General features: G+C 38.0%; 28 protein-coding genes, 1 tRNA gene, 1 other RNA gene and 1 pseudogene. 10 read left to right on the top strand and 21 right to left on the bottom strand.

What is annotated here, in order from left to right; genetic code table 11:
- Positions 1-29 precede the first annotated feature (29 nt).
- From prfA to HMPREF9096_RS03630, 4 genes are all read right to left on the bottom strand, one after another.
- Positions 30-1,112 (bottom strand): peptide chain release factor 1, encoded by a 1,083-nt coding sequence (gene prfA / locus HMPREF9096_RS03645; protein ID WP_032803489.1) that lies wholly within the window; start codon positions 1,110-1,112, stop codon positions 30-32.
- A gap of 93 nt (positions 1,113-1,205) precedes the next feature.
- Complete coding sequence (locus HMPREF9096_RS03640) at positions 1,206-1,742, bottom strand: elongation factor P hydroxylase (protein WP_009500618.1); 537 nt, start codon at positions 1,740-1,742, stop codon at positions 1,206-1,208.
- Between the two features lie 32 nt (positions 1,743-1,774).
- Entirely contained in the window at positions 1,775-2,842 is a 1,068-nt protein-coding gene (dinB, locus tag HMPREF9096_RS03635) for a DNA polymerase IV (RefSeq protein WP_009500619.1), read from the bottom strand.
- A gap of 65 nt (positions 2,843-2,907) precedes the next feature.
- On the bottom strand, positions 2,908-3,411 hold the full coding sequence (locus tag HMPREF9096_RS03630; RefSeq protein WP_009500621.1) for a hypothetical protein: 504 nt from the start codon (positions 3,409-3,411) through the stop codon (positions 2,908-2,910).
- Positions 3,412-3,514: 103 nt separating this feature from the next.
- Between HMPREF9096_RS03630 and ssrA the strand changes: the two genes are divergently transcribed.
- Together ssrA and HMPREF9096_RS03625 are read left to right on the top strand one after the other, a co-directional pair.
- Positions 3,515-3,880: a transfer-messenger RNA gene (gene ssrA / locus HMPREF9096_RS09170) on the top strand.
- A 163-nt stretch (positions 3,881-4,043) separates the two neighbouring features.
- A complete protein-coding gene (locus tag HMPREF9096_RS03625) occupies positions 4,044-4,424 on the top strand; it encodes a pyrimidine dimer DNA glycosylase/endonuclease V (RefSeq protein ID WP_032803459.1) in 381 nt (126 codons plus the stop codon).
- A gap of 32 nt (positions 4,425-4,456) precedes the next feature.
- Here the strand turns inward: HMPREF9096_RS03625 and HMPREF9096_RS09415 are convergent.
- The 9 genes and pseudogenes from HMPREF9096_RS09415 to HMPREF9096_RS03585 all read right to left on the bottom strand — a co-directional run.
- Positions 4,457-4,600 (bottom strand): annotated as a pseudogene (locus HMPREF9096_RS09415) (NAD(P)/FAD-dependent oxidoreductase); the annotation flags it as partial.
- 40 nt (positions 4,601-4,640) lie between these two features.
- Positions 4,641-5,654 (bottom strand): hydrogenase expression/formation protein HypE, encoded by a 1,014-nt coding sequence (gene hypE / locus HMPREF9096_RS03620; RefSeq protein ID WP_032803461.1) that lies wholly within the window; start codon positions 5,652-5,654, stop codon positions 4,641-4,643.
- Between the two features lies 1 nt (position 5,655).
- Positions 5,656-6,768: a hydrogenase formation protein HypD gene (gene hypD / locus HMPREF9096_RS03615; protein WP_009500624.1), complete on the bottom strand. Its 1,113-nt coding sequence runs from the start codon at positions 6,766-6,768 to the stop codon at positions 5,656-5,658.
- Between the two features lie 3 nt (positions 6,769-6,771).
- Positions 6,772-7,581, bottom strand: a complete 810-nt coding sequence (gene hypB, locus HMPREF9096_RS03610) for a hydrogenase nickel incorporation protein HypB (protein ID WP_005645020.1) — start codon at positions 7,579-7,581, stop codon at positions 6,772-6,774.
- Positions 7,582-7,728: 147 nt separating this feature from the next.
- Positions 7,729-8,346: an energy-coupling factor ABC transporter ATP-binding protein gene (locus HMPREF9096_RS03605; RefSeq protein ID WP_032803463.1), complete on the bottom strand. Its 618-nt coding sequence runs from the start codon at positions 8,344-8,346 to the stop codon at positions 7,729-7,731.
- A 1-nt stretch (position 8,347) separates the two neighbouring features.
- The gene (locus HMPREF9096_RS03600) at positions 8,348-8,980 is read right to left on the bottom strand and encodes an energy-coupling factor transporter transmembrane protein EcfT (RefSeq protein WP_009500627.1); all 633 of its coding nucleotides are present in this window, start codon (positions 8,978-8,980) and stop codon (positions 8,348-8,350) included.
- Positions 8,980-9,600: a cobalt transporter CbiM gene (gene cbiM / locus HMPREF9096_RS03595; RefSeq protein WP_009500629.1), complete on the bottom strand. Its 621-nt coding sequence runs from the start codon at positions 9,598-9,600 to the stop codon at positions 8,980-8,982. Before cbiM ends, HMPREF9096_RS03600 begins: the two co-directional genes overlap by 1 nt.
- Complete coding sequence (locus tag HMPREF9096_RS03590; protein WP_005632431.1) at positions 9,600-10,085, bottom strand: hypothetical protein; 486 nt, start codon at positions 10,083-10,085, stop codon at positions 9,600-9,602. The genes cbiM and HMPREF9096_RS03590 overlap by 1 nt, the downstream gene beginning before the upstream one ends.
- Positions 10,086-10,097: 12 nt before the next feature.
- Positions 10,098-10,781, bottom strand: coding sequence for a DUF4198 domain-containing protein (locus HMPREF9096_RS03585; protein ID WP_032803466.1), 684 nt, complete (start codon positions 10,779-10,781; stop codon positions 10,098-10,100).
- Between the two features lie 95 nt (positions 10,782-10,876).
- Here HMPREF9096_RS03585 and HMPREF9096_RS03580 point away from each other — a divergent pair, with 95 nt between their 5' ends.
- A complete protein-coding gene (locus HMPREF9096_RS03580; protein ID WP_005633867.1) occupies positions 10,877-11,284 on the top strand; it encodes a Cd(II)/Pb(II)-responsive transcriptional regulator in 408 nt (135 codons plus the stop codon).
- A 13-nt stretch (positions 11,285-11,297) separates the two neighbouring features.
- Here the strand turns inward: HMPREF9096_RS03580 and HMPREF9096_RS03575 are convergent, their stop codons facing one another.
- On the bottom strand, positions 11,298-11,840 hold the full coding sequence (locus HMPREF9096_RS03575; RefSeq protein WP_009500632.1) for a tetratricopeptide repeat protein: 543 nt from the start codon (positions 11,838-11,840) through the stop codon (positions 11,298-11,300).
- Entirely contained in the window at positions 11,841-12,557 is a 717-nt protein-coding gene (locus HMPREF9096_RS03570) for a YwiC-like family protein (RefSeq protein ID WP_009500633.1), read from the bottom strand.
- A gap of 111 nt (positions 12,558-12,668) precedes the next feature.
- On the opposite strand from HMPREF9096_RS03570, the gene HMPREF9096_RS03565 reads away from it, so the two are divergent.
- Both HMPREF9096_RS03565 and HMPREF9096_RS03560 read left to right on the top strand, forming a co-directional pair.
- Complete coding sequence (locus HMPREF9096_RS03565; protein WP_009500634.1) at positions 12,669-13,019, top strand: RidA family protein; 351 nt, start codon at positions 12,669-12,671, stop codon at positions 13,017-13,019.
- Between the two features lie 29 nt (positions 13,020-13,048).
- Positions 13,049-13,453: a YhcB family protein gene (locus HMPREF9096_RS03560; RefSeq protein ID WP_032803467.1), complete on the top strand. Its 405-nt coding sequence runs from the start codon at positions 13,049-13,051 to the stop codon at positions 13,451-13,453.
- Positions 13,454-13,587: 134 nt separating this feature from the next.
- On the opposite strand, the gene HMPREF9096_RS03555 is transcribed toward HMPREF9096_RS03560, so the two are convergent.
- Positions 13,588-13,664, bottom strand: a tRNA-Val gene (locus tag HMPREF9096_RS03555).
- Between the two features lie 230 nt (positions 13,665-13,894).
- On the opposite strand from HMPREF9096_RS03555, the gene pyk reads away from it, so the two are divergent.
- The 4 genes from pyk (at position 13,895) to pgi (ending at position 19,727) form a co-directional block, all read left to right on the top strand.
- On the top strand, positions 13,895-15,331 hold the full coding sequence (gene pyk, locus HMPREF9096_RS03550; protein ID WP_032803469.1) for a pyruvate kinase: 1,437 nt from the start codon (positions 13,895-13,897) through the stop codon (positions 15,329-15,331).
- 132 nt (positions 15,332-15,463) lie between these two features.
- Entirely contained in the window at positions 15,464-16,879 is a 1,416-nt protein-coding gene (locus tag HMPREF9096_RS03545; RefSeq protein ID WP_301279470.1) for a replicative DNA helicase, read from the top strand.
- Positions 16,880-16,888: 9 nt separating this feature from the next.
- Entirely contained in the window at positions 16,889-17,971 is a 1,083-nt protein-coding gene (alr, locus tag HMPREF9096_RS03540) for an alanine racemase (RefSeq protein WP_005632443.1), read from the top strand.
- A gap of 106 nt (positions 17,972-18,077) precedes the next feature.
- Positions 18,078-19,727: a glucose-6-phosphate isomerase gene (gene pgi, locus HMPREF9096_RS03535; protein WP_032803471.1), complete on the top strand. Its 1,650-nt coding sequence runs from the start codon at positions 18,078-18,080 to the stop codon at positions 19,725-19,727.
- A 221-nt stretch (positions 19,728-19,948) separates the two neighbouring features.
- Here pgi and HMPREF9096_RS03530 read toward each other — a convergent pair whose 3' ends face one another.
- From HMPREF9096_RS03530 to HMPREF9096_RS03520, 3 genes are read right to left on the bottom strand one after another with little or no spacing between them, the layout of a single operon-like run.
- Positions 19,949-20,413: a glycine zipper 2TM domain-containing protein gene (locus tag HMPREF9096_RS03530; protein ID WP_009500641.1), complete on the bottom strand. Its 465-nt coding sequence runs from the start codon at positions 20,411-20,413 to the stop codon at positions 19,949-19,951.
- 25 nt (positions 20,414-20,438) lie between these two features.
- The gene (locus HMPREF9096_RS03525; protein ID WP_009500642.1) at positions 20,439-20,735 is read right to left on the bottom strand and encodes a hypothetical protein; all 297 of its coding nucleotides are present in this window, start codon (positions 20,733-20,735) and stop codon (positions 20,439-20,441) included.
- A gap of 4 nt (positions 20,736-20,739) precedes the next feature.
- Positions 20,740-21,309 carry a VOC family protein gene (locus HMPREF9096_RS03520; protein WP_009500644.1) on the bottom strand — a complete coding sequence of 190 codons (570 nt, stop codon included), beginning with the start codon at positions 21,307-21,309 and terminating at the stop codon, positions 20,740-20,742.
- 79 nt (positions 21,310-21,388) lie between these two features.
- On the opposite strand from HMPREF9096_RS03520, the gene argS reads away from it, so the two are divergent.
- Positions 21,389-23,122: an arginine--tRNA ligase gene (gene argS / locus HMPREF9096_RS03515; protein WP_009500646.1), complete on the top strand. Its 1,734-nt coding sequence runs from the start codon at positions 21,389-21,391 to the stop codon at positions 23,120-23,122.
- A 293-nt stretch (positions 23,123-23,415) separates the two neighbouring features.
- Here argS and ilvN read toward each other — a convergent pair whose 3' ends face one another.
- Complete coding sequence (ilvN, locus tag HMPREF9096_RS03510; protein WP_005626246.1) at positions 23,416-23,907, bottom strand: acetolactate synthase small subunit; 492 nt, start codon at positions 23,905-23,907, stop codon at positions 23,416-23,418.
- Entirely contained in the window at positions 23,907-25,628 is a 1,722-nt protein-coding gene (locus HMPREF9096_RS03505) for an acetolactate synthase 3 large subunit (RefSeq protein WP_009500647.1), read from the bottom strand. Before HMPREF9096_RS03505 ends, ilvN begins: the two co-directional genes overlap by 1 nt.
- Positions 25,629-25,846: the final 218 nt, after the last annotated feature.

The raw sequence follows: 25,846 nt of genomic DNA on the forward strand, positions 1-25,846 counted from the left end.
AGGACATCTGAAATCAGATGCCCCTATCATTAATTCTGTTCAGACAATGCCGCCAACTGATCCGCTTGATATTCGGTAATAATCGGCTGAATCAATTCATCAATTTTACCATTCATCACTTCATCCAAACGGTAAATAGTGAGATTGATACGGTGATCTGTGACTCGACCTTGCGGATAATTATATGTACGAATTTTATCAGAACGATCACCCGAGCCTAATAAGTTACGGCGCATATCTGTTTGTTCTGCAGCTTGGCGTTCTTGCTCTGCTTGAACAATACGTGACGCTAATACCGACATTGCTTTCGCTTTATTTTTGTGCTGTGAACGCTCATCCTGGCATTCCACCACAATACCTGTTGGAATATGGGTAATACGTACCGCTGAGTCTGTTGTATTAACGTGCTGACCACCTGCACCAGATGAACGGTAGGTATCAATACGTAAATCTGCAGGATTGATTTCCGGCATTTCAGATTCAGGTAATTCTGGCATAACCGCAACAGTACAAGCAGAGGTATGAATACGACCTTGGCTTTCTGTTTTTGGTACACGTTGTACACGGTGGCCGCCTGATTCAAATTTTAACTGACCATACACACCTTCGCCAGTGACTTTAACAATCACCTCTTTATAACCGCCTTGCTCACTTTCGTTAGCACTGAGCATTTCTACACGCCAACGTTTACTTTCAGCATAACGACTGTACATACGGAATAAATCACCCGCAAAAATACCCGCTTCATCACCGCCAGTTCCCGCACGGATTTCTAAATAGCAGTTATATTCATCATTAGGATCTTTCGGCAGTAAAAGAATTTGAAGTTGTTGTTCCACTTCTTCAATTTCCGCTTTGGATTCTTCGATTTCCATTTGCGCCATTTCTTTCATTTCAGGATCGTCGAGCAATATTTCAGCTTCTTCGATATTTTGATTTAATTGCGTCCAACGATTAAAACATTTCACCACTTCTTCAAGTTGCGAATATTCTTTAGAATACGCACGGAATTTATCCTGATCACTAATTACAGAAACATCGCCCAATAAGGCTTCTAGCTCTTCATAACGTTCTTTTAAACTTTCTAATTTTGCAATAATGGAATCTTTCATCATTTGTAAGTCACCGAAAATAAAATCGGCGTATTCTAGCCGATTTTAGGGAAAATTGACAGTGTCAAAAGTGCGGTTAAAAATCGCCGCTCTTTAAATACGCGTCACATCAAATTTAGTTAAATCAATACGATCTTCTGTGCCATAAAACATAGCAAGAGCATGGCGTAACGTTTCAGCTCGTTTTGGTAAACCGTTTTCCGCGTAGATTTTCACTTGTTCATACACGGCTTGTTTAAAAGGCTGTGTATCGCCCGGATTGCCATTCAAATTATCCGCACTGGCAAAATAACGAAAACCTGCTGCCGTTGCCAAAATCCACTCTAATGCTTGCGGTTTAACTTCAACTTTTTCAAAGTCACGCTGACGTTCTTCTGAACGTCCATCTGGCTCATACCAATAACCAAAATCTTCTAGTTTACGACGTTCTTTGCCTGCCACTAACCAATGGGCAATTTCGTGCAATGCACTGCTGTAAAAGCCTCTCGCAAAATAAATCGCGTTATAAGGCACTTCATCATTTGCGGGTAAATAAATGGGTTCATCACCGCCTTTGACTAAGCGAGTGTTGTATTCCTCTTCAAAACATTGATTAAAAATTGCAATAATATCTTCTAATTTATGTTCCATAGTATCGACTCCTAAAAAACTGCGAGATTATATCACCAGAGGCTCATTTGTTCTTGTTTATTTTCTTCGGGTAAATTGACATGTAGCCCAATCAAACGAATCGATCGCCCTTTTGCTCGCATAAAAATTTGGGGAAGTAATTGCTGAAAACTCTCTAAAGAAAGTGGCAAACCTGTTTTCTCTAAAGTGGTTACTTGAAAATCTTCAAATTTAAGTTTCACGCCAATTTTACGAAATGCAGATAACGGTATATTAGAATTAATACGTTCAAGGCGACGAATTAACTCGTCATAAAGATTATTTAATAAGGCTGAAGCTTGCTCAATTGTGTGAATGTTCTCAATCAACGTCTGTTCTACGCCGACTGATTTACGTTCACGATGGGCTTGTACTTCACGATCATCAATGCCATGACTAAAATCCCAAATACGTTTACCCGCCTTACCAAATTGGTTTAATAAGACGATTTGATCAAAGTTTTGAATGTCAGCACAAGTTTCTAATCCCATATCAAGTAATCGTTGTGATGTTACTTTACCCACACCAGGAATTTTATTTAAAGGTAAGGTTTTAATGAATTCACTGACTTCGTTCGGCTTAATCACAAATTGCCCATTAGGTTTATTCATATCCGAGGCAATTTTGGCAAGGAATTTTAAAGGCGCAATACCCGCTGAAGCCGTTAATTTCAATTCATCAAAAATAGCTTGGCGGATTTCTTGTGCGATCCAAGTCGCTGAACCTGAACATTTTTGGCAATGCGTAACATCTAAATAAGCTTCATCTAAAGAAAGTGGTTCAATAATATCGGTATAACGCTGGAAGATTTGATGAATTTGCGCCGAAACTTGTTTATACAACGTCATATTCACAGGCACAAGAATAAGATTAGGACACTTTTTTATGGCCTGAGCCGTTGGCATTGCACTATGCAAACCAAATTTTCTCGCCTCATAATTACAAGTTGTTAATACACCACGTTGACGAGAAGAACCACCTACAGCAACAGGCTTTCCCTGCAAATTAGGATTTTCACGAATCTCAATCGATGCGTAAAAACAATCCATATCAATGTGAATAATTTTTTTATCTTGTAGCATAAAAAAAGTGCGGTTAAATTTTATTTAGTATAACCGCACTTTAATTACTGTTCAAGTATACATGATTAATTATCAGAAACGACTCTCTTATCTTTAAACATGACTGAACGTTCAATTTTATACACATGAATAGGTTCTTGTGTATTCATAAAAATTGAACGGTATTTTTCATCAATTTGAGCAAATGGAATTTGTAAATTGATTGTCAGAGACTTGCCTGGTAATAAGGTATTTTCTAATTCTATTTGCATATCTTGGCTATGCACAACTTGACGATTATGCACATACACACTCATCCATTGAATATTTTGAATCGGGAATTCACTTTTATTCGTAATGGTATATTTAAAGCGAGAAAGCGCTTGACCATCCTCACCTACCACAATATCTCTATCGCCAACATCAATAGAAATAGCATAGTTAACATACTTAGGGTAGCTTTTTTCTGCAGTTGCCGTTTTTTCTACACTTTTAGGTTTTTCCTTTGAAACATTTTCTTTTGCAATTGCAGAAGAAATTGAACAACTAGCTGCAAACAAAGCGAGTACTAAATATTTAAAAAATGACATTATTTTCTCCTATAAAACGCCGAAATTTTACCCTAACTCTCGCATTTAATAAATACCGCTCTTTTTCTTCTGCTTGTTTTTTGTTAGACTAGTCTACAATTTTGGGGCTGATTCTGGATTCGACGGGATTAGCGAAGCCCAAGGTGCACGTCGAGGTGCGGTAGGCCTCGTAAATAAACCGCAAAAAAATAGTCGCAAACGACGAACAATACGCTTTAGCAGCTTAATAACCTGCATTTAGCCTTCGCGCCCCAGCTTCCGCTCGTAAGACGGGGATAACGCGGAGTCAAACCAAAACGAGATCGTGTGGAAGCCACCGTTTGAGGATCGAAGCACTAAATTGAATCAAACTAGCTTAAGTTTAGCGTGTCTGTCCGCATGCTTAAGTGAAATTAAAGACGAGACTAAACGTGTAGTGCTGAAGGTAGAGTAATTTCGGACGGGGGTTCAACTCCCCCCAGCTCCACCACCCCTTTATTTTTCCTCTTCTAAGCTTTCAATAAAAGCAATAATTTAGTTTTTCTACTCACCTTAGTTTTAGTAACCGTTACCTTATTATTACCTAGCACATTATTGGTGGAATTAGTCATATTCATTACTCGATGGGATATGAAATAATAAAGAGAGATTTTATGACCAGAATTAACCTTGTTCCTCCTGCTGAACTTTGCGATCAGCATCTATTAGCGGAACATCGCGAGCTAACACGGATTCCAAATGCGGTTGCGAAAGGAAAATTTAGTTTAAAAGGGCAGCCTGAATATTATAAATTAGGCGAAGGACACGTACGATTTTTCTTTAATAAACTTGCGTTTTTAAAGCAACGTTACGACTTATTGCATGAAGAGTGTCTTGCTCGCGGTTTCAATGTACAGTATTTTTGGGCAGAGGAGCTACCTGATGATCCTAATCTTTGGCAAAATTATTTGCCCACAGAAAATGCTTTAGCATTAAACCGTGAGCGAATTGCATTGCGTATGCCTGTAAAAGCACGATTTACCGCAAGAAAATAAAGCCCAGAAAGGCCTGTAGCTCCCATTGCTTAGGATAAAATATAATCACCACCCACACCGACCATTGTAATCTCTATAGTGCGGTAACCTTCTGTGCCATTTGGGAGAAATTGCCAGTGATGGATAAACTACTCTAGCTGTTCTAAGGTATTTTTGCTAAGTTGAGAAATCACTTCACCTATTTAATTTTTCTAAAGTATTGATTTTACCTAATCATTAACAAATTCTTGGCAATGGTTCATTTGTTGGTAAATCTAACAATCGACTTTGTCCAAAAATGCCCACTAAACGCACTTTTTTATCGGTTGTCACTTCACCAATCACAGCCGCATTTTCACCTAATGGATGACGACGAAGTGCGGTCAAAATTTCTGGTGTTTTTTCATCAGAGGCAACAATAACAAGCTTTCCTTCATTAGCGAAATTTAATGCTTCAAGACCAAGTAATTCACAAATTCCCCGCACTTCTTGGCGAATTGGCAAGGCTTGTTCATCAATATTAATACCTAGCTGTTGCGCCTGTGCAAATTCATGCAAAACAGCATTGACTCCCCCACGGGTCGCATCTCGAACCGCTTTTACGCCATCTACTTCGCGTAAATTTTCAATTAGTGGATAAAGCACCGCACAATCACTGTGAAGATCCGTTTGGATACCCAGTTTTTCACGTAAATTTAAGATTGTTGCGCCATGATCCCCAATAGTGCCGCTAACAATGATTTTATCGCCAGCTTGAATTTTATGAACTCCCCAATCCAAATTTTGAGGAATAACACCAATTCCACTGGTATTGATAAAAATTTTATCCACTGCGCCTTTTTGTACCACTTTTGTATCGCCAGTAACAACCTGAATGCCCGCTGCTTTTGCGGTTTCTGCCATTGATTGAATAATTGCTTTAAGATCCGCAAGTGGCAATCCTTCTTCCAAAATAAAGCCACAGGATAAATATTTTGGTATCGCCCCGCACACCGCCACATCATTGGCCGTGCCGCACACTGCTAATTTCCCGATGTTGCCACCAGGGAAAAAAATGGGATCAATCACAAAACTATCCGTGCTAAATGACAGTGTTTCGCCTTGGTTTGCTAATTCTGTTAATGGAATTCTTGCCTGATCTTCCCCTTGTGCCAAAATTGGATTGGCAAAGGCTTCAACAAAATAATCTTGGATCAATTTCTGCATGGCAGCACCGCCATTGCCGTGCGCCATAGTGATAAATTCGCTCATTTTATTCTCTCCGATATTGATAATAGGCTGCACATGCGCCTTCGGAAGAAACCATTAATGCGCCATAAGCATTATCAGGATTACAACCTGTGCCAAATAATGGGCAATCAGATGGTTTACAACGCCCAGTCAAGACATCGCCACAACGAGAATTAGGATCATCCGCCACCTGTTGCGCTTGGCTTTGGAAATAAATTTCGGCATCAAATTCACGATAAGTATCCGTTAATTCCACACCAGATTGTTCAATTTCCCCCAAGCCACGCCATTCACTGCTTGCTTTAAGCTGGAATACTTCTTGCATTGAACGTTGGGCTAAAGCATTTCCGTGATCGTCCACAATGCGTTTATATTGATTTTCGATTTCACAACGGCCATCAGCAAATTGCTGCACTAACATCACAATCGCCTGCAAAATATCTAAAGGTTCAAAACCGGTAATCACGAAAGGTTTGTGATATTTATCGACAATCCCTTGATAAGGCGATGAACCAATCACCATACTCACATGCCCTGGCGCAAGAAAACCATCAATTTTGACTTGATCTTGTGCCAGCAAGCTATGTAACGTTGGAATAATGGTGATGTTTTGGCAAACAATCCAGAAATTTTTTGTTCCTAGTTTTTTGGCTTGCTGAAGCGTCACTGCCGTGCTCGGCATCGTCGTTTCAAATCCTAAGGAAAAAAAGACGACTTTTTTATTCGGATTATTTTGTGCAATATTCAATGCATCCAAAGGTGAATACACAATACGAACATCTGCGCCTTTCGCTTTTGCTTCTAACAGCGAACCTTTGCGACCTTTCACTCGCATCGCATCCCCAAAAGTACAGAAAATGACATCTGGCTTTAATGCAATTTCAATACAAACATCAATACGCCCCATAGGAAGCACACAGACAGGACAACCTGGGCCATGAATAAATTCGATACTTTTTGGCAATAGCCGATCCAACCCAAATTTAAAAATTGTATGAGTATGCCCGCCACACACTTCCATTAAATACAATGGATTCTGCGCCGTAAAGTGCGGCATTTTTTCCATCAATTTTTCAAGTTGCGCCACTAAACTACGGGCAAGTTCAGGATCGCGAAATTCATCAACAAATCGCATCGTTTATCCTTGTTTACGTTGCTGCTCTAGCCAATTTAACCACTCGCTAAGACCTTGTTCAGTGGTAGCGGAAAGTTGAATCACTTCAATATTCGGATTCACACGTTTTGCATTGGCAATGCATTGTTCTACATCAAATTTCAAATAAGGTAATAAATCCACTTTATTTAAAATCATCAAACTTGATGCAGCAAACATATGTGGGTATTTAAGCGGTTTATCTTCGCCTTCTGTCACGGATAAAATCACCACTTTCGCTTTTTCGCCAAGATCAAATTCAGATGGACAAACGAGATTTCCCACATTTTCGATAAACATAATACTGTCAGCTTGTGGTCTTAATTTCACCATAGCTTCGCTAATCATTTGTGCATCTAAGTGGCAGCCTTTGCCTGTATTCACTTGAATAGCCGGCACGCCAGTCGCACGAATACGATCTGCATCATTTTCAGTTTGTTGATCGCCTTCGATTACATAACAAGTGCGGTCATTTTTGAGGGCATTTAGCGTCGTCGTTAAAAGGGTGGTTTTGCCTGAACCCGGACTCGATACAAGATTTAAGGCTAAAATATGTTGTTTCGCAAAGAATGCTCGGTTGTGATCAGCTAGTTGATTATTTTTTCCGAGAACATCTTGTTCGATTTTTAACAAACGTTTTTGAGTATCGTCTGCATCGACTGGTTTATTGAAATGAAATGTTGAATGTGAAAAGTTTGGCGTACCTGATTGATGACTTCCTTGATCATCATGGGTATGAGGCAATTCACCAATACGGACTTGCTCTGGATGTCCGCAGCCACAGGTTGTACACATAAATCCTCCGTTTTAATGTGCTTATTTGGGCTGAGGTTTCAAACTGACTTTCAACAGAAATAATGTTTAAAACCCTCAAACCACTTAGCTTTGTCAACAAATTTGCAACAAGCATAGCACAATCAAAATTCGGCTTTTTGATGAAGATCATAAACTGATAATTTCTGTGGCTAATTCGTTAATAAATCCATGATGATGGGATGAAATCAAAATGGGTAAGGAAAGTTCACGCAAAAGTGCGGTCAATTTTTCAGTATTTTTTCGATCTAATCCATTGGTGGGTTCATCTAATAATAAAATTTTTGGCTGCATCGCTAAAACACCTGCAAGTGCAGTGAAATTTTTCTCACCACCAGATAAAGTATGTACCATACGATCTTTTAAACGTGTGATACCAAGACGTTCTAATTGCTCCTCTGCAATATGATACGCCTGCTCTCTGGGCACATTTTGATTTAATGGTCCAAAGGCAATATCATCCAACACTGTTGGGCCAAAAAGTTGATCATCGGCATTTTGAAAACAAATACCAATCGTGCCACGAAAGGGTGCGAAATCTTTTTCTTCACAACAAACTTGGCCAAATAGTTTAATTTCCCCTTTGGTTACAGGAACAAATCCTAACAAAGCAAGAAGTAAAGTGGTTTTTCCTGATCCAATTTCCCCTTGTACGAAAAGACGTTTTTGTCCTTCTAAAGTGAAACTCAAGTCTTGAATAATCGATCTGCCATTGCGTTCTATACAAAGATTATTTACAGCCAACATGTTATTTTTCTCTCTTTTTGCCAAACTGAAAACCACGACATTTTAACGCCATTTGCGCCGTTTCAGCTTTCAACAGGGCATGAATCAATAATAAAGCGACACTTTGAGCGGTCACATAAAGGGTTCGGCGATTAAGACCAGGACGAAATCCACGAGCACGCATAGCAATATCCATTTTTTGATGCAATTCGCCAAGCAGTGCAATGTAACGTACGGTCAGTACAAAAAGTTGAATTAATTTTTCTGGCAAAGGCAATTTACCAATGGCTTGAACAAGTACCGCATCATTAATATTCCACAAAAAAAGCCAAAGAGAAATCAACAATAAATGAGTCCGTAAACTCAATTTTTCTGCTAATTCTATACCTTGAAAATTGAGTTCAATACCATTTTCCCCAATTTTCCAACTTAATGTCACCCACATTAAAGCAATAAAAATGATTAAAGCAAACCAACGTTTAAGGTAAGGCAAAAAAGATTTTTGACTGAACTGCAGTGAAATAAAAAAGAGAGAAACTGCAAGCAAATTAAGGGGGATAAGCCAAGTGAGATCACTCAATCCACTAATGATTAGCCCCCAGATAAACAGATAAATCAACCTAAAGTGCGGTTGAAATAAACGGTGAATTTTCATTAAGAGACATTCTCGGTACGATTCATGACTTCAGGATACATTTTACCAAGCAAGGTAATCACCCCTACGCTGATAATACTATCCAAAATAAATACCGGAATATGAGAGACTAGCAAGAGCCAAACAAGATTCAGATAACTTTTTCCACCATCTAACATCAGCACAAAAGAAGCAAGCGCACCTGCCCCGCCAACGCCAATTACGCCAGATCCAATACCGACTAATAAGCGATCTTTTAAAGCCATGTTTGGTTGTAAACGAGAACGGAAAAGATAATGAGCGATCACCGCTGGCGTTGCCATCACGCAAAGATTGACGCCTAACACTGCAAATCCGCCAAAAGAAAAGAAGATGACTTGCAATAAAAGTGCGATGAGAAATGCTGGAAAAACAGCCCACCCTAGAAATAAACCAGCCATGCCATTTAAAATTAAATGCACGCTACCAATTCCGACGGGCACATGAATGGTTCCAGCCACAAAAAATGCAGCCGCAAAAAGCGCGGTAAGCGGTAAACGTTCTGACTCTAAACGACGTAACCCCACAGCAATGCCCGCAACAGCAAGCACTGCGCCAGCTAATAAAATAGGCGTATGTAACACGCCTTCAGATAAATGCATTAAATACGTCCTTGTTTAATTTTACGCGCATTACGTAAAGCAATAAGTCCAGCAATACCAACGATATAACCAATTCCGCCTAAAATATCATGCAAATAAATTTTATCTTTTAAATGCGCAATATCTTCACGAAGCAACATTAAATCTGCACCGCTTTGATTTTCGGCAGATGTATGAGCGGCAACAACTGATGCACGGTGTCCTTCATCGCCTTCCACCACAACTTTTAAGGTGGTATGCGGCACATCAGCAATAGAAAGCTTAAATGCGCCTTGGCGGTCTGTTTTTCCAGTTAAAACGGGATCAGAAACGCCTGAGCGGAAAACTTCTAAATAAGTTTCAGCTGCTGGGGTCATATCAGAATAATAGGATTTGCCAGAGAGTGTTTGCCCATCATATTGGGCAAACACGTAAAGCGCATGGGCATACGCATTCGGGAGATAGCAAGCCGCAAAAAGTGCGGTTAAAAAAACAATTTTCTTCATCCCTAATCCATATTATTGCGCATCAAAAGTTAACATATATTCTACAGAGCGACGATCGTAATCCGCATTATTTGTTATGTTTTCCTCAAACTCTGCCCATACTTTGTTGAAGCCTTTAGTTGGCGTAAATTGAGCAATGCCTTTTTCATTGGTTAAATTGAACGGTGCATCTTCACTCACACCCACTTTAATACCTTGAACGGGTTTACCATTATGTAAAACGAGGATAGAAAGTGGTTTGTTCGCTTGTGCTTTTTCTTGAGGAATCAATTCGTAAGCTTGTTGATGAGATTTGAAAGATTCAGCATCCCATTTCAAAATCGCTTTACCAAATTTAACAGGATTGGTACTAAATTCTGCTGTTGGTTCTTCACGTTTTGTTTTTTCAACGTATTTACCGCTTGGTAATTTTGACCATACACCATTATCGAAATGGACGAATACTAAATCTGATTTAGGCATAAGATAGGCTTCGCCATTTCTGAATTGGTAATCAACGGCAGTTAATTTTCCTTGCGCATTTAAGGCTTGGATAGATTTAAGTTTAGATTCTGGATAGGTTTCAGTTTGCTCATGTCCAAATTTCACCACGTATTCACCTTGGGCTGAAGCTGGTTCAAGCCAAACATTGTGTGCGTTAGCAACAGACATACCTAAAAGTGCGGTTAATCCCACTGCGATTTTTTTTAATTCCATTTTGGATACTCCTTGTTTGTTTTTGTTTAAGAAAATCTGAGTGTATGATAAAATATGAAGTAACTTTAGAGTCAAGTCATTTTTTAAGGAAATTGATGAAAATTGGAGCACTAGCTAAAGCCCTAGGCTGTACCGTAGAAACCATTCGTTATTATGAACAACAAGGTTTAATCCCGCCCCCAAAACGCACTTCAGGCAATTTTCGACAATATAATGAAGAACACTTGCAACGTTTATCATTTATTTGTAACTGCCGAAATCTAGATATTTCATTAAGTGAAATAAAAAGCCTACTGAATTTAGAAAATGCCTCCAAACAACAAGCAGAAGAAATAAATCGGGTGTTAGACAAACATATTAAAGAGGTGGCAACACGAATTCATGAACTCGCCCATTTGCGGATGAAATTAATTGAATTACGTGAGAAAACAGTCTCGAATGATGAAGATCCAATGAAATTGCTATTGCAACATAGTGGCGTGAAATTTGTGCGATTAAAATAACCGCACTTTTAAATTATGGCTGACTAGATAAACGTTGTTTGGCTTCCTTATTACCTAAGTCAGCCGCTTTCTTCAGCCATTCCAATGATTTTTCAGGTTGGTTTTGCGAGCGATAAATATTACTTAGCATCATCATTCCATCCGTATCTTTAGCCCGAGCGGTACGTTCAAAAAGCTTAATGGCTTGCTCTGTATTTTGTTTGACGTAATCGCCACGTAGATACATAACACCAAGGTTATTTAGCCCTTTCACGCTGCCCTTCTCTGCCGCTTCGCTAAACCACCAATAAGCCTTTTCGTAGTCTCTCACCGTGCCACGCCCAAGGTTATATAACATACCTAGATTGCTTTGAGCGGTGATATTTCCTTCTAACGCCATCGGATACATAATATCAAAAACTGAGATCCATTGCTGTTTATTAGCAAACTCTTGTGCCAAATTCATTCTTGCTTGATCATCCATTTTCGAACTTGCTGTAACATCAACGGTTTTCATTGCCCAAATAGGCAAACTACAAGAAAGTAATACTGTATGAAAAAATAACTTCAGTTTCATTTACAAGGTTGCTATTAAAAGTAAAACAAAAAACACGGCAGTAATCGCAAATTCTGTTAGTCCAACCTGCATAACAGAAAGCTTTTTAGTGGGCAGATAAACCGCTCGCACTAATCCGGGAACAAAAGCTAATGCTAAAATAAATTGTTGCGAAACCACAAAAATCAGCACACATAATAAGTGAAAAATCACTGATGCCCAAAAATAACGTGGATTTTTTCGCTCACGCATCATTGATTTCACATAAAGTGTTGTTCCAATAAAAAATAATGTTGGATAAATCGCTATCCAAAGTATTTTTTCATCAAAAGTGCGGTCAGAAAAATAATAAGATCCCATTCCAGCTAGAGCAAAAATTAAGATCCCCGCCAAGTCATTCCATAAGTTACGCTCATCTTTTTTCTTGGTGAAATAAATGTTTACCGCGACAAACGGCAGCATGGCAAACATAAAATACAGTACTTGCCAATTATAAATTAATGCGGGAATCGCAAAAATCACTGCGGCAGCAAAATAAATCACAGACCATTTTTTGTATAACTCAAGATTTTTACCTTTAAATAAATTCAAAAAAGGGTAAGTCATCAAATAAAGCGAAAACCATCCTAATAATAAAAATACGTGCGCCCATACAGGATTGGCAAGTAACATGCCGTAAATAAAAGGCACCAATGCCATAACAATAGCGCCATGCTGATTAGAGATAAGTAGTTTCATAATGATTAAATAATTGAGAATAATTATCGGGTATTCTAGCCTAGTAAAGAGGATTTTACAAAGTGGTAAACGCTATTTAGAATAGAAGAAAACACCCCAAAGGAGAACCCTATGACAATTCAACGCATTTTACCCAGCACACGTTTAAGTGAAGTTTCAATTCATAACAACCTCGCCTATTTTTCAGGGCAAGTTCCAGAATTAACCATCGAGCAAAATGCCTACGAACAAACCAAAGAAGTATTAGGTTTAATTGATAAATTATTAGCAGAAATTGGCTCCAATAAAAGCAACATTTTAACCGCGCAAATTTTCTTGGCAGACATGCAAGATTATGCTCAATTAAATCAAGCTTGGGATGAATGGGTCGATCATGTTAGCCCACCAAGTCGAGCGACAGTCGAAGCTAAATTAGCGGATCCTCGTTGGAAAGTTGAAATTGTTATTATTGCAACTTGTTAGTTTTTAAGCCAAATAAACAGGAGAATATTATGGAAAATTGGGCAAATGAAATTTGGTTAGCGATTGGTATCGCTTTTATTGTTGGATTATTTATTGGTTACATTATTGTGTGTTTAACCAAAGGCTCCGTAAAACATCAAGCTAAAACAGAAGCCGAATTAAAAATAGTTAAAACCCAACTTGATACACAAAAAGCGCAAATCGAAAAACATTTTGCAGAAAGTGCTGAATTATTCAAAACCTTAATTAACGATTATCAAAAACTTTATCGCCACTACGCAACCTCCTCCAATAATTTACTGGGCGAAAAAGATCACAAAGGTTTATTCACTCAACAGTTAATTACTGCAACAGATAAATCTCAAAATGAACAGCCAAGAGATTATTCTGAGGGCGCATCAGGCTTGTTTAAAGAAAATAAAGAAGGGAATTAAAAAATTCGGCTAAAAATAGAAATGTTTTTAGCCGTTTTGATATAGAAACAATTTATTGTTCTCTTATACCACTCATAAAACCTACATAAAACAAAACCCCGCGATTAGTTTCGCGGGGTTATGAAAGGGTTAGATGGTGCAACTAGCTGGACTCGAACCAGTGACCCCCACCATGTCAAGGTGGTGCTCTAACCAACTGAGCTATAGTTGCACTGCATAAGTTGTTTGGAATTATAGATATTTTTAATCTGAAAACAAGTATTTTTCTTAAAACCCGATATAACTGACAAAAAAGTAAACAGTATTGCCTTAAATAACCGGGCCGTTTTTGATTTCCCTAATTTTTAAGCGTATAATGCGCACCAATTTTTTCATCTGGCTAATATATAGCCAAGTAAAAATAGTATCTTTAAAATTTTGTAATTATTGACGGAGTAAATAATGTCTAGAAGACTAAGAAGAACGAAGATTGTATGTACTATGGGCCCATCAACTGACCGTGATAACAATCTTGAAAAAATTATCGCAGCGGGTGCAAACGTAGTTCGTATGAACTTCTCTCACGGTACACCTGATGACCATATTGAACGTGCTGAGCGTGTACGTTCTATTGCGAAAAAATTAGGTAAAACTGTGGCAATCTTAGGTGATTTACAAGGTCCTAAAATTCGTGTTTCTACCTTTAAAGACGGTAAAATTTTCTTAAACATTGGTGATAAATTCATTCTTGATGCAGAGTTACCAAAAGGTGAAGGTACACAAGAATCTGTTGGTCTAGACTATAAAACCCTTCCACAAGATGTTGTTCCTGGCGACATTCTTTTATTAGATGACGGCCGTGTTCAATTAAAAGTATTATCAACTGATGGGGCAAAAGTTTTCACTGAAGTTACTGTTGGTGGTCCATTATCAAATAATAAAGGTATCAACAAATTAGGCGGTGGTTTATCTGCAGATGCATTAACAGAAAAAGATAAAGCAGACATTATTACAGCTGCACGCATTGGCGTTGATTTCTTAGCTGTTTCTTTCCCTCGTTCAAGCGCTGACCTAAATTATGCGCGTGAACTTGCCCAACAAGCTGGTTTAAATGCAAAAATCGTTGCTAAAGTTGAACGTGCAGAAACAGTGGCTACTGATGAAGCAATGGACGATATCATTTTAGCATCTGATGTTATCATGGTTGCTCGTGGTGACTTAGGTGTAGAAATCGGCGATCCTGAATTAGTCGGCGTACAGAAAAAATTAATCCGTCGTTCACGTCAATTAAATCGTGCTGTAATCACAGCGACTCAAATGATGGAATCAATGATTAGCAATCCAATGCCAACTCGTGCTGAAGTGATGGACGTTGCAAACGCAGTATTAGATGGTACTGATGCAGTTATGCTTTCTGCAGAAACAGCGGCTGGTCAATATCCTTCTGAAACAGTAGCGGCAATGGCTGGCGTATGTTTAGGTGCAGAAAAAATGCCAAGCATTAACGTTTCTCGTCACCGTATGGATAAAGAATTTGAAACTATTGAAGAATCTGTTGCGATGTCTGCAATGTATGCAGCAAACCACATGAAAGGTGTTGCAGCAATCATCACTTTAACTAGCACAGGCCGTACCCCATTATTAATGTCACGCATTAGCTCTGGTTTACCGATCTTTGCTTTATCTCGTAATCAAGAAACTTTAAACCTTTGTGCACTATACCGTGGCGTAACTCCAGTTTATCATGGTGAAGATAGCCGCACAGAAACCAGTGCAAAAGTAGCACTTCAATCATTAAAAGAAAAAGGTTACTTATCTACTGGTGATTTAGTGCTTGTTACTCACGGTGGTCAAGGTGCGACACAAACCAACATATGCCGTACATTAATTGTTGAATAATCAATAATCTAGATACGTTAAAATGAAAGAGCGGTGGATTTTTCCACCGTTTTTTATTTCCTTTTTCTACCGCACTTTTCACTTAAACCTAATAGATATTTGCGGTATCATAGATGACATTCTAGTATCGAAATAAGTCCTATGGCATCACAACCTCAAATCAAATCTTCTGACAAAAAAACGGCACAAATAAGTATTCCACCACACTCACTTGAGGCTGAGCAAGCCGTATTGGGTGGCATCATGCTGAGCAATCAACATTGGGACGGCATTGCTGAACGTGTGATTGCTGACGATTTTTATACTTTTCAGCATCGTCTAATTTTTACAGAAATGGAACATCTCATGCGTAATCAATCACCTATTGATTTAATTACGCTAGATCAAGCCTTAAGAAGCCGTGGTGTAAGCGATGAAGTGGGTGGATTTGCCTATCTAGCAGAGCTTTCCAATAATACACCGAATGCGATTAATATCTTGGCTTATGCGGATATTGTGAGAGAAAAAGCCATATTACGAGAACTTATTTCGGTAGGAAATCGTATTGCTGAAAATAGTTATTCACCCAAAGGGCAAGACATCAAGTTAATTCTTGATGAGGCTGAGCGTGAAGTGTTTGCGATTGCAGAAAAGCGGACGACTTCTAGCGAAGGCCCACAAAATGTGATCAATGTGCTGGAAAGTACTATTGAAAAAATCGATATTTTGAGCAAACTTGAAAATCATTCTGGCGTAACGGGCATTACGACCGGTTTCACTGATCTTGATAAAAAAACGGCAGGTTTACAGCCTTCTGACTTAATTATCGTTGCGGCACGTCCGTCAATGGGTAAAACCACTTTCGCCATGAACCTTTGCGAAAATGCCGCAATGGCAAGTGAAAAACCCGTTTTAGTATTTAGTTTAGAAATGCCAGCAGAACAAATTATGATGCGTATGATCGCATCGCTTGCTCGTGTTGATCAAACTAAAATTCGAACAGGTCAAAATTTAGATGAAATCGAGTGGAACAAAATTGCCAGCGTAGTTGGGATGTTCAAGCAAAAAAATAATCTTTATATCGATGACTCTTCAGGCCTAACGCCTACCGACGTTCGTTCGCGCGCACGCCGAGTTTATCGTGAAAATGGTGGATTAAGTATGATTATGGTGGATTATTTGCAATTAATGCGCGCACCCGCATTTTCAGATAACCGAACACTAGAAATCGCAGAAATTTCTCGCTCCCTCAAGGCACTAGCCAAAGAATTACAAGTGCCAGTCATCGCCCTTTCTCAGTTAAATCGTACTTTAGAACAACGTGCGGATAAACGCCCTGTAAACTCAGATTTACGTGAATCAGGCTCCATAGAACAAGATGCTGACTTGATTATGTTTATTTACCGAGATGAAGTCTATAACGATAATTCCGAAGATAAAGGGATTGCAGAAATTATTATCGGTAAACAGCGTAACGGCCCGATTGGTCGAGTGCGATTAAAATTTAATGGACAATTCTCACGCTTCGACAATCTCGCCGAACAACGTGAATATCATGATGATTATTAAGGAATAACAATGAATGTAAAACCGGCGACAGCAAAAATTAGCTCGCACGCCTTAAAACAAAATTTAGAAATAATTAAACAAAAAGCCCCAAATAGTAAAATCATCGCTGTGGTTAAAGCAAACGCCTATGGTCACGGCGTTGTATTCGTTGCTTCAACTTTAGAACAAAATGTTGATTGCTTTGGCGTGGCTCGTTTAGAAGAAGCTTTGGCATTACGTTCCAATGGTATTACTAAACCAATTTTATTGCTTGAAGGCTTTTTTAATGAACAGGATTTACCCATCTTAGCGGTCAATAATATCGAAACGATCGTACATAATCGTGAACAATTAGAAGCACTAAAACGTGCGAATTTACCAAGCCCAATTAAAGTTTGGTTAAAAATAGACACAGGCATGCATCGTTTAGGTGTTGCATTAGATGAAGTGGATTTTTTCTATAATGAACTTAAAAAACTTCCATATATTCAACCGCACTTAGGCTTTGTTAGCCATTTTAGCCGCGCTGATGAATTAGAATCCAATTATACCCAACTTCAAATCAACCGTTTTTTATCCGCCACAAAAGATAAACAAGGTGAACGTACTATTGCGGCGTCAGGCGGTATTCTCTTCTGGCCTGAATCTCATCTGGAATGTATCCGCCCTGGTATTATTATGTATGGCATTTCACCAACTGATACTGTAGGTGCTGAATTTGGTTTAACGCCTGTGATGAATTTAACTTCATCATTGATTGCTGTTCGCAACCATAAACAAGGTGAACCAGTTGGGTACGGTGGCATTTGGACTAGTTCACATGATACAAAAATCGGCGTTGTGGCTATTGGCTATGGCGATGGATATCCTCGAGATGTTCCTGAAGGCACGCCTGTTTATTTGAATGGTCGTATTGTGCCGATCGTTGGAAGGGTTTCAATGGATATGTTAACCGTTGATTTAGGACCTGATAGCCAAGATCAAGTAGGTGACGAAGTGATTCTATGGGGTAAGGAATTACCTATTGAAACCGTAGCTAAATTCACAGGAATTTTAAGCTACGAGCTAATTACAAAATTAACGCCGCGTGTTATAACTGAATATGTTGATTAATCTGTTAATCACTGCATTTTCTGAAAAGAGGGATTCACTCCCTCTCTAATAAAAACCCCAGAAAGTGCGGTTAAAATTTTGATTATTTTTAATGAAAGGAAATACCATGAAAAACATTAACCCGACCCACACCCATGCGTGGAAATCTCTTGAAGCACATAAAGCTGAATTGTCAAATACCACCATCCAAGATTTATTTAAACAAGAAAAAAATCGTTTTGACGATTATTCTTTAACATTCAATAACCAAATTCTTGTAGATTTTTCCAAAAACAACATCAATCAAACAACTCTTTCACATCTTCGCCAACTTGCTCAAGAATGCTCTCTTGATAGCGCAAAAGAAGCAATGTTTACCGGTGAAAAAATCAATCGTACTGAAAATCGGGCTGTACTACATACCGCACTACGCAATCGCTCTAATACCCCAGTGCTTGTTGATGGTAAAGATGTCATGCCTGAAGTCAATGCTGTGCTAGCTAAAATGAAAGATTTCTGTCAGCGTATTATTTCTGGTGAATGGAAAGGCTATACAGGCAAAGCAATTACTGATGTCGTGAATATTGGTATTGGTGGTTCTGATTTAGGCCCTTATATGGTAACTGAAGCGCTTCGCCCATATAAAAATCACCTAAATATGCATTTTGTTTCAAATGTCGATGGTACACATATTGCGGAAACCTTAAAAAAAGTCAATCCAGAAACCACGCTTTTCTTAGTGGCATCTAAGACTTTTACCACTCAAGAAACCATGACAAATGCGCAAAGCGCGCGTGATTGGTTACTGAAAGCAGCAAAAGATGAAAGTGCGGTTGCAAAACATTTTGCAGCTCTATCAACCAATGCTAAAGATGTAGAAAAATTTGGTATTGATACCAATAATATGTTTGAATTTTGGGATTGGGTTGGCGGTCGTTACTCTTTATGGTCAGCTATTGGTCTTTCAATTGCACTATCAATTGGCTTTGAAAACTTTGAAGAGTTATTGAATGGCGCGCATGAAATGGATAAACATTTCCGCTCTGCTCCAATTGAAAAAAATATTCCAACCACTTTAGCATTAGTTGGTTTATGGAATACCAACTTCCTTGGTGCACAAACAGAAGCGATCTTACCTTATGATCAATATTTACATCGCTTTTCTGCCTACTTCCAACAAGGTAATATGGAATCAAATGGTAAATATGTGGATCGTGACGGCAATGTCATTAATCATTACCAAACTGGCCCTATCATTTGGGGAGAACCAGGTACAAACGGACAACATGCGTTCTATCAATTAATTCACCAAGGCACCACTTTAATTCCTTGTGATTTTATTGCACCGGCTCAAAGCCATAACCCATTGGCAGATCATCACAATAAATTACTTTCTAACTTCTTCGCACAAACAGAAGCATTAGCATTCGGAAAAACAAAAGAGGAAGTCGAGGCTGAATTTATAAAAGCGGGTAAATCTTTAGATGATGTAAAAAATATTGTTCCATTTAAAGTATTCACTGGTAATAAGCCAACTAATTCGATTCTCGTTCAAAAAATCACGCCATTTACCTTGGGGGCATTAATTGCTATGTATGAACACAAAATCTTCGTACAAGGTGTGATTTTCAATATCTTTAGCTTCGATCAATGGGGTGTAGAACTAGGCAAACAACTTGCAAACAGAATTCTTCCTGAATTAACAGATTCTGAAAAAGTAGCAAGTCATGACAGTTCAACCAATGGATTAATTAATCAATTTAAAACATGGCGTTAATTGTTTATTTAATATAAAAGATTTAAACAATTATAATTTTATATCAAGGGCTAAATTCTATATTTATTAGAGGATTTAGTCCTTTAAATTTATCTTTAAGATGTTATGAATAGACGTAGAAATTTTTAATTGATTGTTTTTGTATTTTTAATAATAAAAAAATCAGCGCCTTAACTGATTAAGACGCTGATTAATAATATATTAGGCGTTAACGCTATTAGTTATAGCACAGAAACATTTAAGTTTGAGCCACCACCAACAATACGAACTCGGCGACCAGCTACAAAACTGCTGTCAGCCTTTTGAACAACAACGATCTCTTGACCATCATCTTTCTTAATTACAAGTTCAGTACCGTTTACTTGACTCATTTTTTCTTCGATTTTGCTTCCTGCTACTGCACCGCCAATCGCGCCAACTACTGCTGCAATAGCTTGACCACGACCACCGCCAATTGCACTACCTGCAATACCACCTAAAGCACCGCCACCAAGCGTACCAACTACACCTTGATTATCAGCTTGAATTTTAACAGGACGCACAGAAACAATCGTACCGTAAGTAATTGAACGAGCTTCTTTAGCTTGAGATGCACTATAAACATCACCGCTGAAAATATCAGTATTCGCACAACCAGTCACACTAAAAGCAACTAAAAGTGCTAATGCCATACTTGTTTTTTTCATATGCTATGTTCCCTCTGAAAAGGAATTAAAGTGGATTTCTCGGAGAAAAAGTTGAAATGTTTTTAGTATTGCCATTGTCAGATACTAAAACACAAGCACCAACAACTAAAGTTGAATCATACTTGTGAGTAAGCACAACTTGCTCACCATCTTGTTGACGGCCTGAACAATCATTTTTACGGATGGTTAATTTAAGATTTTCACCTTCCATTTGGCTAAAAACGATTTGACCTTTATAAGCATTTTCATCTTTTTGGAAAGAAGAACAAGCACTTAAACCTACAGCTGCTAAAACCGCTAATGTAAGAGATAATTTTTTCATTTTGCTAAACCTCGAGTATTTTCTTTATAGAATAAGGATGAACCTTAATACAAGTATGATTTGATGTTTTATCAACAAAACTTACTGCAATAGATGGATTAGGCAATCTCTCGCCATCCACTTTAGGCTCGCTCACTTTAATGGTTAATTGAGTTAATTCGCTCCATAAAAAACGCATATTAATACGCTGTACCCATTCATTTATCGATTCATTCGGTAAAAATGGCATTACAACCTCAATATGCTCCCAACCTTCTACGAGATACGGCTTATTTTTAGGGAACGGTAGTTCAATAACATCAACGAACTGATTAGCGAATTTCACTGCTTTTTCTAACTGAATTAGATAAATCTTACGTCCGTTGACAATGTTATCGGATAAAATTCTACCGTATTTCAATAAAAGTGTCAGCCAGTTTTTTGCATTTTGTTCATTATTTACACGCACGGCAAGGTGATCGATTTCATAAATTGAAAAATCAATTGACATCATTTGAGCTAATTGTTGAATTTTTTTTTCAAATTCCGCCAAATCAGAAAAAAGTGCGGGTGATTTTTCCTGTAAATTTATCATTTTGTCCCTTTGATAAACTCATAAAGAACGGTATCATAGCCGATTATTTTCATTATTCAATTTGAACATAGGAAAAAACGTGAATATTCAATCTATTTTATCCGACAAAATCAAACAAGCTATGATTCTTGCTGGAGCAGATCAATCTTGCGATGCGCTTGTTCGTCAATCAGGAAAACCACAATTTGGCGATTATCAAGCCAATGGCATTATGGCTGCGGCAAAAAAATTAGGTTTAAATCCACGAGAATTTGCTCAAAAAGTTTTAGATAATGCTCAACTATCTGATATTGCAGAAAAATTAGAAATCGCTGGGCCGGGCTTTATTAATATTTTCTTAAATCCAACTTGGCTAACAACTGAAGTTTCAACTGCGCTTTCCCAAAAAAATTTAGGCATTCAAGCTACAGATAAACAAACCGTTGTGATTGATTATTCATCGCCAAACGTAGCAAAAGAAATGCATGTAGGTCACTTACGCTCTACTATTATTGGTGATGCAGTTGTGAGAACCCTAGAATTTTTAGGTCACAATGTCATTCGTGCAAACCATGTTGGTGACTGGGGAACGCAATTCGGAATGCTTATTGCTTATCTTGAAAAAATGCAAAACGAACATGCGAGTGAAATGGAATTGCAAGATCTTGAAGCCTTTTATCGCGAAGCCAAAAAACACTACGATGAAGATGAAGTATTCGCAGAAAAAGCGCGTAATTATGTTGTGAAATTACAAGGTGGTGATGAATATTGTCGAGCAATGTGGAAACGTTTAGTTGACATCACCATGCAACAAAATCAGCACAACTATGATCGCTTGAATGTGACTTTAACCGAAAAAGATGTGATGGGTGAAAGTCTTTATAATCCAATGTTACCAAGCATCGTAGAAGATCTTAAAAAACAAGGCTTAGCTGTAGAAGATGATGGTGCATTGGTTGTTTATTTGGATGAATTCAAAAATAAAGAAGGCGACCCAATGGGCGTAATTGTTCAGAAAAAAGACGGCGGTTTCCTTTATACTACAACCGATATTGCTGCAGCAAAATATCGTTATGAAACATTAAAAGCTGATCGCGCACTTGTTTTTTCAGATACTCGCCAAAGCCAACATATGCAACAAGCTTGGTTAATTACTCGTAAAGCAGGTTATGTCCCAGACAGTTTCTCTTTAGAGCATAAAAACTTTGGGATGATGCTTGGTAAAGATGGCAAACCATTTAAAACCCGTACCGGTGGCACGGTGAAATTAGCCGATCTATTAGATGAAGCGATTGAGCGAGCCACTGTATTAATTAATGAAAAAAATACAAATTTATCTAATGATGAAAAAGAAGCTGTGATTGAGGCTGTCGGTATTGGTGCGGTGAAATATGCAGATCTATCCAAAAACCGTACTACTGATTACGTTTTTGATTGGGATAACATGTTAAGCTTTGAAGGTAACACTGCGCCTTATATGCAATATGCTTATACCCGAATTCGTTCGATCTTTAATAAAACAGATATAAATTCGACCGCACTTTTGGCTGCACCTTTAACGCTTGAAGATGATAAAGAAAGAGCACTTGCAATTAAACTTCTACAATTTGAAGAAGCGGTGCAAACTGTCGGAAAAGAAGGCACACCACACGTGCTTTGTGCTTATTTATACGAACTAGCAGGCATATTCTCGTCTTTCTATGAACATTGTCCAATTTTAAATGCTGAAGATGAATCCGTAAAATTAAGTCGTTTGAAATTGGCATTATTAACGGAAAAAACCTTAAAACAAGGTTTAGAGTTACTCGGTATTAAAACCGTAGAAAAAATGTAATTTAGATACTTAAAATCCCTTTCTTACGAAAGGGATTTTTTATTCTGTAAATAAGCATAAAAAAAGTGCCCCAATGGGGCACTACTCGGAAAGCAAAATAGATGTCGGCTATTTAAGATAGCACTTGTTTTTAGTGGTTTCAGAATAAAGAAATCCGATCAGTTATGCAAATACATATTTTTAGATTTGTGAACTTGGTCACGATTTTTTTATAAAAAAACTAAAAACAAATATATTTCTAATAAAGTGCGGTAAAATTCTACTAAAATATTTCCGCACCTTACTCCCCTATTTTAGAGAATATTCTTTTCTCCACGAGACACACTAATCAATCCAGAGCGAACAATTTCCAACAATGTAGTTTCTTCTTTCAACGCAGAAATAAATGCGTCAATTTTGTCTTTCGTACCACTTAATTGGATCGTATAAGATTTAGGTGTGACATCTACAATTTGACCACGGAAAATATCGGCTAATCGTTTAATCTCATCGCGAGATGACCCCACTGCTCTCACCTTCGCTAAAACAATTTCACGGACTATATGCTCTTGCTCACTCAAATTAATCACTTTAAACACATCCACTAATTTATGGAGTTGTTTCTCAATTTGTTCCAGTACTTGCGCATCGCCCACTGCTTCAATAGTCATTCGAGAAAGTGTTGGATCATCCGTTGGCGCCACTGTCAAACTTTCAATATTAAAGGCTCGTTGGGAGAATAAACCAACAACACGAGATAAAGCACCAGACTCATTTTCGAGTAAAACAGATAAAATTCTACGCATTAGTTTGCCTCCTCTTGCGGTTTACTTAAAATCATTTCATTCATTGCGCCACCACGAATTTGCATTGGATACACATGCTCAGATTCATCTACATTAATATCCACAAATACTAATTTATTTTTAATACTGAATGCTTCTTTCAATTTACTTTCAAGTTCATTGGGTGTAGCAATTTTTATACCGACATGACCGTAAGATTCAGCCAATTTCACAAAATCAGGCAACGAATTCATATAGGTTTGCGAATGGCGACCTGAATAAATCAAATCTTGCCATTGTTTTACCATTCCCAAAAAATGATTGTTCAAACAAATAATAACAACAGGAATGCCATACTGCGTTGCGGTAGAAAGCTCTTGAATATTCATTTGAATACTTCCATCACCAGTAACACAAACAACCGTTGCTTCCGGATGAGCCAATTTCACGCCTAATGCCGCGGGTAAACCAAATCCCATTGTGCCCGCGCCACCAGAATTAATCCAATGACGAGGCTCATCAAATGGATAATGTAACGCAGCAAACATTTGATGTTGCCCTACATCAGAAGCCACATACGCCTGTCCTTTAGTAAGACGATATACCGCTTCCATGACTTGTTGCGGTTTAATCACGCCAGAAGTGCGGTCAAATTCCAAACATTTTTTTGCTTTCCATTGGTTGATTTCTTGCCACCAACTTTCAAGATCTGTTTGAGATTTTAATCCCTCTTCATTCAATAAACTCAAAAATTCTTCCAATACATTTTTCGCATTTCCGACAATTGGAATCGCTGCTGGAACATTTTTAGAAATCGAGGTTGGATCAATATCAATATGAATCACTTTGGCATTTGGGCAATATTTTTCTAAGTTATTTGTTGTACGATCATCAAAACGTACACCAACCCCCAAAATAAGATCACTTTCGTGCATTGCCGTATTAGCTTCGAAAGTACCATGCATCCCTAACATGCCTAGGAATTGTTTATCCGTACTTGGATAAGCCCCTAATCCCATTAATGATGAAGTAACTGGCAAATTTAAACGTTGTGCAAACTGAATTAATTGTTTACTACATTCAGCAGCAATCACGCCACCACCGACGAAAAGTATCGGTTTCTTCGCTACTAAAAGTGCTTTTAATGCTTTTTTAATTTGGCCTTTGTGCCCATTTACTGTTGGACTATAAGAGCGTAACTCTACAGATTCTGGGTATTCATAAGGATATTTAAAATTCGGATTTACGGTATCTTTTGGAATATCCACCACAACAGGTCCTGGACGACCAGTTGATGCAATATAAAAAGCTTTTTTCAAAATAGATGGAATATCTTCCGCTTTTTTGACAATAAAGCTATGCTTCACAACTGGACGAGAAATCCCCACCATATCACATTCTTGGAATGCATCTCGGCCAATTAAATTACTCATGACCTGACCAGAAATAATGACCATAGGCACAGAATCTGTATAAGCCGTTAAAATCCCAGTGATTGCATTTGTTGCTCCAGGCCCTGAAGTCACTAACACACATCCAACTTTACCTGTAGAACGAGCATACCCATCCGCCATGTGCACAGCCGCTTGCTCATGACGAACTAAAATATGTTCAATACCACCTAATGTATGGATCGCATCATAAATATCTAATACTGCCCCACCAGGATAACCAAATAAATACTCTACGCCTTCATCGCGTAAAGATTGAACCACCATCTCTGCGCCAGATAACTTCTTCATTTTTTACTCCTAAAACGAACAGCACTTTTCAAAAGTGCTCATGCTTTGTATCAATGATTTACATCATACTAAGCAAAAAGTTTTTGTCTAGTCTACATAACGGCTAAAAACACCAACAAAACAGGATAAAAAATCAAATAATTATATAAATTTAGATTTTTATAAAAAAAATAATACTTTTAAATAAAAAAATGCGACCTTATGTCGCATTTTATAAA

Source organism: Haemophilus sp. oral taxon 851 str. F0397 (assembly GCF_000242295.1).
In the GTDB taxonomy this organism is placed as follows: domain Bacteria; phylum Pseudomonadota; class Gammaproteobacteria; order Enterobacterales; family Pasteurellaceae; genus Haemophilus.

Coding starts and splice junctions, on each gene's coding strand:
- HMPREF9096_RS03565 (WP_009500634.1), top strand. CDS start 12,669: ATGACAATTCAACGCATTTTACCCAGCACACGTTTAAGTGAAGTTTCA.
- HMPREF9096_RS03560 (WP_032803467.1), top strand. CDS start 13,049: ATGGAAAATTGGGCAAATGAAATTTGGTTAGCGATTGGTATCGCTTTT.
- HMPREF9096_RS03600 (WP_009500627.1), bottom strand. CDS start 8,980: ATGAAAATTCACCGTTTATTTCAACCGCACTTTAGGTTGATTTATCTG.
- HMPREF9096_RS03640 (WP_009500618.1), bottom strand. CDS start 1,742: ATGGAACATAAATTAGAAGATATTATTGCAATTTTTAATCAATGTTTT.
- hypE (WP_032803461.1), bottom strand. CDS start 5,654: ATGAGCGAATTTATCACTATGGCGCACGGCAATGGCGGTGCTGCCATG.
- HMPREF9096_RS03630 (WP_009500621.1), bottom strand. CDS start 3,411: ATGTCATTTTTTAAATATTTAGTACTCGCTTTGTTTGCAGCTAGTTGT.
- hypB (WP_005645020.1), bottom strand. CDS start 7,581: ATGTGTACAACCTGTGGCTGCGGACATCCAGAGCAAGTCCGTATTGGT.
- HMPREF9096_RS03570 (WP_009500633.1), bottom strand. CDS start 12,557: ATGAAACTACTTATCTCTAATCAGCATGGCGCTATTGTTATGGCATTG.
- HMPREF9096_RS03605 (WP_032803463.1), bottom strand. CDS start 8,346: ATGTTGGCTGTAAATAATCTTTGTATAGAACGCAATGGCAGATCGATT.
- hypD (WP_009500624.1), bottom strand. CDS start 6,768: ATGCGATTTGTTGATGAATTTCGCGATCCTGAACTTGCCCGTAGTTTA.
- cbiM (WP_009500629.1), bottom strand. CDS start 9,600: ATGCATTTATCTGAAGGCGTGTTACATACGCCTATTTTATTAGCTGGC.
- pgi (WP_032803471.1), top strand. CDS start 18,078: ATGAAAAACATTAACCCGACCCACACCCATGCGTGGAAATCTCTTGAA.
- HMPREF9096_RS03575 (WP_009500632.1), bottom strand. CDS start 11,840: ATGAAACTGAAGTTATTTTTTCATACAGTATTACTTTCTTGTAGTTTG.
- prfA (WP_032803489.1), bottom strand. CDS start 1,112: ATGAAAGATTCCATTATTGCAAAATTAGAAAGTTTAAAAGAACGTTAT.
- HMPREF9096_RS03590 (WP_005632431.1), bottom strand. CDS start 10,085: ATGAAGAAAATTGTTTTTTTAACCGCACTTTTTGCGGCTTGCTATCTC.
- HMPREF9096_RS03525 (WP_009500642.1), bottom strand. CDS start 20,735: ATGAAAAAATTATCTCTTACATTAGCGGTTTTAGCAGCTGTAGGTTTA.
- HMPREF9096_RS03520 (WP_009500644.1), bottom strand. CDS start 21,309: ATGATAAATTTACAGGAAAAATCACCCGCACTTTTTTCTGATTTGGCG.
- HMPREF9096_RS03530 (WP_009500641.1), bottom strand. CDS start 20,413: ATGAAAAAAACAAGTATGGCATTAGCACTTTTAGTTGCTTTTAGTGTG.
- HMPREF9096_RS03505 (WP_009500647.1), bottom strand. CDS start 25,628: ATGAAGAAGTTATCTGGCGCAGAGATGGTGGTTCAATCTTTACGCGAT.
- dinB (WP_009500619.1), bottom strand. CDS start 2,842: ATGCTACAAGATAAAAAAATTATTCACATTGATATGGATTGTTTTTAC.
- HMPREF9096_RS03580 (WP_005633867.1), top strand. CDS start 10,877: ATGAAAATTGGAGCACTAGCTAAAGCCCTAGGCTGTACCGTAGAAACC.
- HMPREF9096_RS03585 (WP_032803466.1), bottom strand. CDS start 10,781: ATGGAATTAAAAAAAATCGCAGTGGGATTAACCGCACTTTTAGGTATG.
- pyk (WP_032803469.1), top strand. CDS start 13,895: ATGTCTAGAAGACTAAGAAGAACGAAGATTGTATGTACTATGGGCCCA.
- HMPREF9096_RS03625 (WP_032803459.1), top strand. CDS start 4,044: ATGACCAGAATTAACCTTGTTCCTCCTGCTGAACTTTGCGATCAGCAT.
- alr (WP_005632443.1), top strand. CDS start 16,889: ATGAATGTAAAACCGGCGACAGCAAAAATTAGCTCGCACGCCTTAAAA.
- ilvN (WP_005626246.1), bottom strand. CDS start 23,907: ATGCGTAGAATTTTATCTGTTTTACTCGAAAATGAGTCTGGTGCTTTA.